11 protein-coding genes and 1 pseudogene are annotated in these 9,675 nt (G+C 69.3%); 3 read left to right on the top strand and 9 right to left on the bottom strand.

What is annotated here, in order from left to right; translation table 11 throughout:
• Positions 1 to 113 precede the first annotated feature (113 nt).
• From ABTZ94_RS14670 to ABTZ94_RS14660, 3 genes and pseudogenes are all read right to left on the bottom strand, one after another.
• A complete protein-coding gene (locus ABTZ94_RS14670; protein ID WP_351201019.1) occupies positions 114 to 251 on the bottom strand; it encodes a hypothetical protein in 138 nt (45 codons plus the stop codon).
• Between the two features lie 23 nt (positions 252 to 274).
• Positions 275 to 454 (bottom strand): annotated as a pseudogene (locus ABTZ94_RS14665) (ABC transporter permease); the annotation flags it as partial.
• Between the two features lie 106 nt (positions 455 to 560).
• Positions 561 to 980: a Fur family transcriptional regulator gene (locus ABTZ94_RS14660; protein ID WP_351201017.1), complete on the bottom strand. Its 420-nt coding sequence runs from the start codon at positions 978 to 980 to the stop codon at positions 561 to 563.
• Positions 981 to 1,145: 165 nt separating this feature from the next.
• Between ABTZ94_RS14660 and ABTZ94_RS14655 the strand changes: the two genes are divergently transcribed.
• On the top strand, positions 1,146 to 2,594 hold the full coding sequence (locus ABTZ94_RS14655; RefSeq protein ID WP_351201027.1) for a catalase: 1,449 nt from the start codon (positions 1,146 to 1,148) through the stop codon (positions 2,592 to 2,594).
• Between the two features lie 73 nt (positions 2,595 to 2,667).
• Here the strand turns inward: ABTZ94_RS14655 and ABTZ94_RS14650 are convergent, their stop codons facing one another.
• Positions 2,668 to 3,072, bottom strand: a complete 405-nt coding sequence (locus tag ABTZ94_RS14650) for a CBS domain-containing protein (protein WP_351201015.1) — start codon at positions 3,070 to 3,072, stop codon at positions 2,668 to 2,670.
• 166 nt (positions 3,073 to 3,238) lie between these two features.
• Entirely contained in the window at positions 3,239 to 4,039 is an 801-nt protein-coding gene (gene hisN, locus ABTZ94_RS14645; protein WP_351201013.1) for a histidinol-phosphatase, read from the bottom strand.
• Between the two features lie 121 nt (positions 4,040 to 4,160).
• Here hisN and ABTZ94_RS14640 point away from each other — a divergent pair, with 121 nt between their 5' ends.
• A complete protein-coding gene (locus tag ABTZ94_RS14640; protein WP_351201011.1) occupies positions 4,161 to 4,772 on the top strand; it encodes a TetR/AcrR family transcriptional regulator in 612 nt (203 codons plus the stop codon).
• A gap of 211 nt (positions 4,773 to 4,983) precedes the next feature.
• On the opposite strand, the gene ABTZ94_RS14635 is transcribed toward ABTZ94_RS14640, so the two are convergent.
• The 4 genes from ABTZ94_RS14635 to ABTZ94_RS14620 all read right to left on the bottom strand — a co-directional run bounded on the left by ABTZ94_RS14635 (position 4,984) and on the right by ABTZ94_RS14620 (position 8,789).
• Positions 4,984 to 5,307, bottom strand: a complete 324-nt coding sequence (locus ABTZ94_RS14635) for a DMT family transporter (protein ID WP_351201009.1) — start codon at positions 5,305 to 5,307, stop codon at positions 4,984 to 4,986.
• Positions 5,308 to 5,397: 90 nt separating this feature from the next.
• Complete coding sequence (gene rsgA / locus ABTZ94_RS14630; RefSeq protein WP_351201007.1) at positions 5,398 to 6,414, bottom strand: ribosome small subunit-dependent GTPase A; 1,017 nt, start codon at positions 6,412 to 6,414, stop codon at positions 5,398 to 5,400.
• A 3-nt stretch (positions 6,415 to 6,417) separates the two neighbouring features.
• A complete protein-coding gene (aroA, locus tag ABTZ94_RS14625; protein WP_351201005.1) occupies positions 6,418 to 7,734 on the bottom strand; it encodes a 3-phosphoshikimate 1-carboxyvinyltransferase in 1,317 nt (438 codons plus the stop codon).
• A 341-nt stretch (positions 7,735 to 8,075) separates the two neighbouring features.
• Complete coding sequence (locus ABTZ94_RS14620; RefSeq protein WP_351201003.1) at positions 8,076 to 8,789, bottom strand: M50 family metallopeptidase; 714 nt, start codon at positions 8,787 to 8,789, stop codon at positions 8,076 to 8,078.
• A 65-nt stretch (positions 8,790 to 8,854) separates the two neighbouring features.
• On the opposite strand from ABTZ94_RS14620, the gene ABTZ94_RS14615 reads away from it, so the two are divergent.
• Positions 8,855 to 9,670 carry an SOS response-associated peptidase gene (locus ABTZ94_RS14615; protein ID WP_351201001.1) on the top strand — a complete coding sequence of 272 codons (816 nt, stop codon included), beginning with the start codon at positions 8,855 to 8,857 and terminating at the stop codon, positions 9,668 to 9,670.
• Positions 9,671 to 9,675 lie beyond the last annotated feature (5 nt).

Here is a 9,675-nt window from a genome sequence, read left to right as displayed (position 1 = left end):
TCGCTGGGCTCATAACCCAGAGGTCGCAGGTTCAAATCCTGTCCCCGCTACTGAACGCAGAAGGCCGGATCCTTTGGAGGATCCGGCCTTCTGCGCATGCCCGTGCGCGCGAGTCAGAGCTTGTGGCCCACCGCCTCCGGGTACATCGCCCGGTCGACGGCCTTCGCTTCCGGCACCGGGGTGCCCTTCGAGACGCCCGAATCGGCGTATGCCTTCTGCAGCCGGTTCATCGGCCGTATCTCCCAGCCCATCCGCATCGAACGTAGGGAGCTGTTCAGGACTGGCTGCGGCCGCGGTCGCGCGGGGCCCATGGTGTGAGCAACCGCCCGGCGATCCGCACCAATTCGGAGAAGACGACACCGAGGACCGCCACACACGCGATTCCGACGAGCACCACGTCGTACTGGGACAGCGCCCGGGAGTCGAAGATCGGATGGCCGAGACAGTCGGCCGCCTACGGGGCGGACGTGATCGCCGCCGACGGTATGGCTACCCGTCGGATGCGATGGACTTCGAGATCCGTGGGGACCGTGAACCGCAGGGGCCTTCCGCGGCAGGACTCAGGCCGTCGCGGCGCAGTTCGGGCAGATGCCGCGGTAGGTCACCTCGACATTGGAGACCGTGAAACCGAACCGCTCGTCGCTCGGCAGATCCGCCAGCGGGTCGCCCGCGGGGTGTACGTCGCGGATGGTGCCGCAGTTCGCGCAGACGAGGTGGTGGTGGGGGCGGTGTGCGTTCGGGTCGTACCGCTTGGCCCGGCGATCCGTGGAGACCTCGATGACCTCGCCGAGCGTCACCATCTCGCCCAGGGTGTTGTAGACGGTGGCGCGGGAGATCTCGGGCAGCTTGGCGACGGCCAGGGCATGGACCTCGTCAGCCGTCAGGTGCACATGGTCCCCGTCGAGGACCTCGGCCACGACGCGCCGCTGCGCAGTCATGCGCCAGCCGCGTCCGCGAAGTCGTTCCAACAGGTCACTCATGAGAACAAGCCTAACAGTGGAGGGACCGGGTCCCGAACGAGTGTGACTTTGGATGTTCACTTGACTTGGACTAAGTCCATTGTAGGATCGGGACCGGCATACGCCAAGGGGGCAGGCTGTGCAGGACATGACGAATGTGCAGGAACGACGCAGGAGGCGCACGTGATGCAGGGACCGCTCACCACAGAGGCCGGCGCGCCGGTCGCCGACAACCAGAACAGTCAGACCGCAGGCGTCGGTGGTCCGGTCCTGGTGCAGGACCAGTCGCTGCTGGAGAAGCTCGCGCACTTCAACCGCGAGCGCATCCCGGAGCGCATCGTGCACGCCCGCGGCGCCGGTGCGTACGGCACGTTCACGCTGACCCGCGACGTCTCGCAGTGGACCCGGGCGAAGTTCCTCTCCGAGGTCGGCAAGCAGACCGAGACGTTCCTCCGCTTCTCGACCGTCGCGGGCAACCTGGGCTCGGCCGACGCGGTGCGCGACCCCCGCGGCTTCGCGCTGAAGTTCTACACCGAAGAGGGCAACTACGACCTCGTCGGCAACAACACCCCGGTGTTCTTCATCAAGGACGCCATCAAGTTCCCGGACTTCATCCACACCCAGAAGCGCGACCCGTACACCGGCTCGCAGGAGGCGGACAACGTCTGGGACTTCTGGGGTCTGTCGCCCGAGTCCACCCACCAGGTGACCTGGCTCTTCGGCGACCGCGGCATCCCTGCCACGCTGCGTCACATGAACGGGTACGGCTCGCACACGTACCAGTGGAACAACGAGGCCGGCGAGGTCTTCTGGGTCAAGTACCACTTCAAGACCGACCAGGGCATCAAGAACCTCACCCAGGCCGAGGCCAACAAGCTCGCCGGTGAGGACCCGGACAGCCATCAGCGCGATCTGCGCGAGGCGATCGAGCGCGGCGATTTCCCATCCTGGACGGTGCAGGTCCAGATCATGCCGGCGGCCGAGGCGGCCACATACCGCTTCAACCCGTTCGACCTCACCAAGGTATGGCCGCACGCGGACTACCCGCCGATCGAGATCGGGAGGCTGGAGCTCAACCGCAACCCGGAAAACATCTTCGCGGAGACCGAGCAGTCGATCTTCAGCCCCGCGCACTTCGTGCCGGGCATCGGTCCGTCCCCCGACAAGATGCTCCAGGGCCGTCTCTTCGCGTACGGCGACGCCCACCGCTACCGCGTCGGCATCAACGCCGACCACCTGCCGGTGAACCGCCCGCACGCCACCGAGGCGCGTACCAACAGCCGCGACGGCTACCTGTACGACGGCCGCCACAAGGGTGCGAAGAACTACGAGCCGAACAGCTTCGGCGGTCCGGTGCAGACGGACCGGCCGCTGTGGGGGCCGACCTCGGTCACGGGCGAGATCGGTACGCACGAGGCCCCCAGCCACGCCGAGGACAACGACTTCGTACAGGCCGGGAACCTCTACCGGCTCTTCTCCGAGGACGAGAAGGCCCGGCTGATCGACAACCTCGCCGGGTTCATCGCCAAGGTGTCGCGCGATGACATCGCCGAGCGCGCGATCAACAACTTCCGCCAGGCGGACGGCGACTTCGGCAAGCGTCTGGAGGCCGCGGTCCAGGTACTGCGCGGCTGACAAGGACGCCTGCCGTCGGCGGTGGGCCGGGCCCCGCTTCGGAGGGGACCGGCCCACCGGTCGTTCATGGGGCTCAGCCGACGAGTTCCGCGCGGTGGCGGCGCCTGGTGGGCGCCCAGCAGCGCAAGATGTCGCGGACCGAGACGATGCCGACGGGCCCATGGTCGTCCAGCACGATCAGATGGCGGAAGCCGCCGTGCGTCATGGCCTCCGCGGCCTCTTCCAGGGTCCAGGTGGGCGCGGCGAAGACCACATCGGTGGTGGTGTGGGCGGAGGCGGTCTCGACATCGGGATTCCGTCCCGAGCCGACCGCGTTGAGGATGTCGCGCTCGGTGAGAATGCCGAGCCCGCTGGTGTCCCGGTCGAGGACGACTGCGGCTCCCACATGCCGGACCGACATCAGCCGGGCGGCATCGCGGAGCGTATGGGCGGGTCCGATGGTGAGGACCAGCGTGCTCATGGCGTCACGGACGAGCATGAAAGGAGCCACCTCCTTCGTGAAGCGACCGTGTGAGTCGATTCACAAGTTCACAAGCTGGGGGGACTCTCAGAGTTGCATCGATGCGGCACCGGGACAAGGGGGAACGAGATCGTCCGAGGGGCGCGCGGTGGTGCGCGCCGTCCCTCGGGGGGCGTGATCCGGATCAGTAGCGCTGGTTCAGATAGCCCAGCAGTTCGTGGTGGAGCAGCCCGTTCGAGGCCGCCGCGTTGCCGCCGCCGGGGCCGGACACCCCGTCCAGGCTGGTGAACTTCCCGCCCGCCTCCTGGACGATGATCGCGTTCGCGGCCATGTCCCAGAGCGAGAGCTCCGGCTCCGCGCAGATGTCGACCGATCCCTCGGCGACCATCATGTACGGCCAGAAATCCCCGTACCCGCGAGTGCGCCAGCAGGCCCGGGTCAGATCCATGAACCCGTCGAGCCGCCCCTGCTCCTCCCAGCCGCTCAGCGACGCGTACGCGAACGAGGCGTCCGAGATCCGCTCCACCTTCGACACCTGCAGCCGGGTGGCGGAGGTCAGGCTGCGGCCGGAGAAAGCACCCGCACCCTTCGCCGCCCACCAGCGCCGGTTCAGCGCGGGGGCCGAGACCACACCGACCACCGGCTGGAACCCCTCCTCACCGGCTTCCATCAGGGAGATCAGCGTCGCCCAGACCGGCACACCGCGTACGTAGTTCTTGGTGCCGTCGATCGGGTCGACGACCCAGCGCCGAGGGCCGGTGCCCTCGATCCCGTACTCCTCGCCCAGAATCGCATCGCGCGGGCGCGCCCGATGGAGGTGCCCGCGGATCAGTTCCTCGGCGGCCTTGTCGGCCTCGCTCACCGGCGTCATGTCCGGCTTGGTCTCGACCTTGAGGTCCAGAGCCTTGAACCGGTCCATCGTCGCCGCGTCGGCGGCGTCCGCCAGCACATGGGCGAGGCGCAGATCATCGTGGTAATCGGGCATGTCGTCACAGTATCGACCGCAGGTGAACAGGGCTACAGGACCCCGCGGCCGCTCGAACCATTGACAGTCCCCGGGAGCGCGTCAACTCTGGGACGCAGAGCCCTTGGCGCGGGAGGCGACGATGCCCACAGCGCGAGACGCATTGCTGGACGCCGCCCTCTCGGCGCAGGCCACCCTGCCCTGGTCGGCGGTGCGCATGGTCGATGTGGCGTCCGCCGCCGGGGTCTCCCGGCAGACCCTCTACAACGAGTTCGGCAGCAAGGACGGCCTGGCCCGCGCCCTGGTCCGGAACGCCGCCGACACCTATCTGGCCGGCGTCGAACGGGCGCTGGGATCACCAGGCGGTACGGGGGACAGGCTGGCGGCCGTCGCTGCCTGGACCGTCCGCGCAGTCCGAGCGAACGCCCTGGTCAGGGGGTTGCTCACGGGCTGCTGGGGCGAGCGCTTACCGCGTCCCGTACGCCCCGCGGCGACTGCGTCGCTCGTGCCCGCCCAGCGGCGCGCCGATGCCGGGACGCCGACGCCCGCCGAGCTGCTCGGCCAGGTCGGAGCGCGAGCGGTGGCTGCCCTCGACGAGGGACGGCCACCGCACGACCCGGAGGTACTTGCCGCGACCTGCGAGATCGCGCTGCGGCTCGCACTGAGCTACGCGCTGGTGCCGGCTCCTTCGGGGGCGGAGGGGGAGACGGCACCGCTGGTGCGCGAGGTGGTGGAGTGGCGGCCGACCGGGTGAACGCCGGTCCAGCCTTGAGTCGGCGCACCGCCCGCGCCGGGCCGGCTGCCGAACGGATGCGTCTTCGCTTCGCGCTGCCCGCCGGCCGAGGAGCGCTGCACGGCGGCTGAACCCGGACTCACCGGATCCGCCGCGTCCGACGCGGGCGCCGGTCACGCCGCCGTGTGCTACTTCCCGCGAACGGTTGCCGAGATGTGAGTGCGACGCGCGATCAGTGGGACGAGCCCGAGAGCTGCAGCCCGATCACTCCGACGATCACCAGGGAGATCGAGACCAGCTTGAGGGTGGAGACCACGTCGTCGAGGAAGACCATGCCGTAGATCGCGGTACCCACCGCGCCGATGCCCGTCCACACGGCGTAGGCGGGCCCCACGTCGAGTTTCCTCAGCGACAGTGTCAGCAGACCGAAGCTGCCGAGGGCAAAGATGCAGAACGCGATCGTCGGCCAGAGCCGGGTGAAACCGTGCGAGAGCTTCAGACAGACCGCGAAGCCGGTCTCCAGAAGTCCTGCGACCACGACCAGCAGCCACGCCATCGTCAGTGCCCTCCCACATCGGTGACCGCCATGCCTCGCTGGGCGTGATTATGCATTTACCGGCGTCAGCAGATCGCAAACGTGCGCGGGTCAGTCGCCTTCACGTCGCTCCCGGGTGGACATCAGCCGCCGCAGCGATTCCAGCCGCGCCGGATCTGCGTGGCCGTCCGCCACCCAGGCGTCCAGGGCGCATTCCGGTTCATGGCTGTCGTGGGTGCAGCCGCGCGGGCAGTTCTCGGCGGCGGGCTCCAGGTCCGGGAACGCGTGGATCACCCGGGACGGGTCGATGTGGTTGAGCCCGAAGGAGCGCACACCGGGGGTGTCGATCACCCAGCCGCGATAGTCGGGCAGGGGGAGCGCCAGCGCCGATGTGGTGGTGTGCCGGCCACGGCCGGTGACCGCGTTGACGACCCCGGTGGTACGCCGCCGGTCCTTCGGCACGAGTGCGTTGACCAGCGTCGTCTTCCCGACACCGGAGTGCCCGACGAAGGCGGTGACCCGGTCGTTCAGCTGCTCGCGGACCCGCTCCGCCGCGTCGCCGCTCTCCAGCTCCTCGCGACTGGTGACGACGAACGGGACGCCCAGTGGGGTGTACGCCTCCAGCAGCTTGTCCGGGGAGGCCAGATCGGACTTGGTCAGCACCAGGAGCGGGGAGAGCCCGCCGTCGTACGCGGCGACAAGACAGCGGTCGATCATCCGCGGGCGGGGCTCCGGGTCGGCCAGTGCGGTGACGATCGCCAGCTGGTCCGCGTTGGCGACGACCACCCGCTCGTACGGATCGTCGTCGTCCGCGGTCCGGCGCAGCACCGAGCGGCGCTCACCGATGCGGACGATGCGGGCGAGAGTGTCCTTGTCGCCGGACAGATCACCGACGATGGAGACGGTGTCACCCACCACGGCGGCCTTCCGGCCCAGCTCACGGGCCTTCATCGCCACGACCGTACGGCCGTCGACGAGACAGGTGAGGCGGCCGCGGTCGACGGTGAGGACCATGCCCTCCTCGGCGTCCTCGTGCTTCGGGCGGGTATGCGTACGAGGCCGGTTGCCCTTCGGGTTGGGGCGGAACCGGATGTCGTCCTCGTCGGGGTTCTTGCCGTAGCGGCGCATGTCTCAGGCCCCGAGCATTCCGGTCCACATCTGCGGGAAGTCGGGCAAGGTCTTGGCGGTTGTCGCCACGTTCTCGATCTCCACTCCGGGGACGGCAAGGCCGATGATCGACCCCGCGGTTGCCATCCGGTGGTCGTCGTACGTATGGAAGGTACCGCCGTGCAGCGGTCGGGGCCGGATGCGCAGCCCGTCGGCGGTCTCGGTGACATCGCCGCCGAGATCGTTGATCTCCTTGGTGAGTGCGGCCAGCCGGTCCGTCTCGTGCAGCCGCAGATGGGCGACACCGCTCAGAGTGGACGGGCCGTCGGCGAGGGCCGCGACCGCCGCGATGCCCGGGGTGAGCTCGCCGACCTCGCCGAGGTCGACGTCGATGCCGTGGATACGGCCCGAACCGGTGAAGGTGAGGCCGCGCTCGGTCAGCTCGCAGCTGCCGCCCATCGCGGTGAAGATCTCCCGCAGGGCGTCACCGGGCTGGGTGGTGCGCTCGGGCCAGTCGGGGATGGTGACCCGGCCGCCGGTGACCAGCGCGGCGGCGAGGAACGGCTGGGCGTTGGACAGGTCGGGCTCGACGGTCAGATCGCGGCCGAGCAGAGCGGAGGGGGAGACCCGCCAGACGTTCGGCTCGCCGCCCGTCTCCGGCTCGTCGACCTGGGCGCCGACGGCCCGCAGCATGTCGACGGTCATCCGGATGTGCGGCATGGAGGGGAGCCTCGCGCCGGTGTGGCGTACCTCCACCCCCTGGTTGTAGCGCGGCGCCGACAGCAGCAGCGCCGAGACGAACTGGGAGGACGAGGAGGCGTCGATCGACACCGGTCCGCCGTCCAGCGCACCGCCGCCGTGCACAGTCATCGGCAGCGAGCTGCGCCCGTCGTCGTCGATCCGGGCGCCCAGCACCCGCAACGCGTCGATCAAGCCGTTCAGCGGGCGTTCATACGAACGGGGGTCGCCGTCGAAGCGGATCGGGCCGTCGGCGAGGGCCGCGACCGGCGGCAGGAAGCGCATGACCGTGCCGGCATTGCCGACATCGATCGTGGTGGGGCCGTGCAGCCCGGCCGGGATGACCCGCCAGGCCTCGCCGGAGCCGTTCGGGCCGACGCCTTCCTCGATGCCGACACCCATCGCGCGCAGTGCCTCGGCCATCAGCAGGGTGTCGCGGGAGCGCAGCGGGCGGCGCAGCCAGCCGGGCTCGGCGGCGAGAGCGGCGAGGACGAGGGCGCGATTGGTGACCGATTTCGATCCGGGCACGGTGACGGTCGCGTCGACCGCTCCGGTCGCATGGGGGGCAGGCCAGAGGGCGGGGTGCACGGAACTTTCGGTCATGGATCTCACTTTAGACCGGCCGGCACATGAGGGGCGGCGTCGTGGGGCCGGTCACGCACATCTGCGGCGTTGTCGTCAATCACCAACTCCCCCATAGCCCGAAAGGTATGGGAGGGGCCCCTTCACGTCGACTCAATCCTCCACCTTGCGGCTGCATGCACCCGGCGCCGCTCCTTCTCCCACCCCCATATGCGGGTCGGCCTCAGTGGCTCACCGCAAACCCGAATCTCGATCATATGGGCCGAAACCGGGGCGTAATGCAAGCGTGGAGGCGTCTCCGGGCGGTACCGGCTCTCACCCGTACCGGCTCTCACCCGTACCGGCCCTCCCCGTACCGGCCCTCACATGCCGAGCAGCCAGCGCCCGCCGCCGATCAGTGAGCAGAGCGACACCGCGTGGAAGAGGAACAGCCAGAGCGCGGCCGGCACATCCGTCAGCCGCGACAGCTGGTCCGCGTCCGAGTCCGGCGCACCGCCGTGCCGCCGCTTCGACTGGAGCTCGAAGGCCGGGCGTACGCCGCCGAGCAGCAGGAACCAGACCACGGTGTACGCGAACAGCGACTGCACGGCGGCCGAAGCGAGCCAGGACACCAGCAGGAAGGCCGACCCGGTGAAGATCACGGCCAGTGCCCCGTACACATTGCGGATCATCACCAGCATCACCGCGAGCAGGGCGGTGGCCAGCCACAGCAGCAACGTGATCCTGCCGTCGACCAGCAGCCATGCCCCGCCCAGGCCCAGCAGCGGCGGAGCGGTGTAGCCCGCAGCCGCGGTCAGGATCATTCCGATACCGGTCGGCTTGCCGCGGCTGACCGTCAGCCCGCTGGTGTCCGAGTGCAGCCGGATGCCGGCCAGCTGCCGTCCGGTGAGCAGTGCGATCAGCCCGTGCCCACCCTCGTGCGCGATGGTGATCGCGTTGCGGCTCAGCCGCCATATCAGGTTCGGTACGACGGCGATCAGTGCGAGCGTTCCCGTCACCACCACCAGCCACTGCTCGGGCGCGGGCTGGGTGCCGAAGACGCGGTCCCACAGATTGCCCAGATCGGTGCTGTCCATGGCGTGGGCGGCTCCTTGCGGTATCGGCGTCTTGTCGTCGTGACGGTCGTGGCAGTCTGGCACTTATGTGCGGACGGTATGCAGCGAGTCGGCGGCCCGAGGATCTGACCGGACTCTTCCAGGTCGAGAAGTGGGAACCGGCAAAGACCTTGGCGCCCGATTGGAACGTGGCGCCGACCAAGGAGGTCTACGCCGTACTGGAACGTCCTGTGAAAGACGCAGACGATCAGCGTCCGGTTCGCCAGTTGCGCGCTCTGAAATGGGGACTCGTACCGTCCTGGGCGAAATCCCCCGAGGGTGCCGCACGCATGATCAACGCCCGTGCGGAGACCGTCCACGAGAAGCCGTCCTTCCGTCGCCCCTTCGTCTCCCGGCGCTGCATCCTGCCCGCCGACGGCTACTACGAGTGGGTCACCGGTGCGGATGAGCGGCAGCTGGAGGAAGAAGGGAAGAAGAAGCGGCCGCGCAAGCAGCCCTACTTTGTGACACCCGCCGACGGATCGGTCTTCGCGATGGCCGGACTGTACGAGTTCTGGCGCGACCGGACCCTGCCGGACGACCACCCGATGGCCTGGTGGGTGACCTGCTCGGTGATCACGACCGAGGCGGAGACCACCCCGCTCGCCGTCGCCCCCGCCGAGGGCCCGGCCGCGCTCGCCGACATCCACCCCCGGATGCCGCTGATGCTGACCCCGGACCGGTGGGACGCCTGGCTCGACCCGTCGCGCACCGACGTCGAGGAGCTGAAGGGGCTGCTCGCGCCGCCGCCGGGCGGGCTGATGCGGGCCTATCCGGTGGCCACGGCCGTCAGCAACGTCCGCAACAACGGTCCCGAGCTGCTGGAGGAGCTGACCGCGCCGGAAGCGAGCACGCTGTTCTGACCCCG

The organism is Streptomyces sp. NPDC002785 (assembly GCF_040295565.1).
GTDB lineage: Bacteria > Actinomycetota > Actinomycetes > Streptomycetales > Streptomycetaceae > Streptomyces.
Note: the sequence above shows the minus strand (reverse complement) of the source record. Positions and strands in the feature narration are given on the sequence as shown.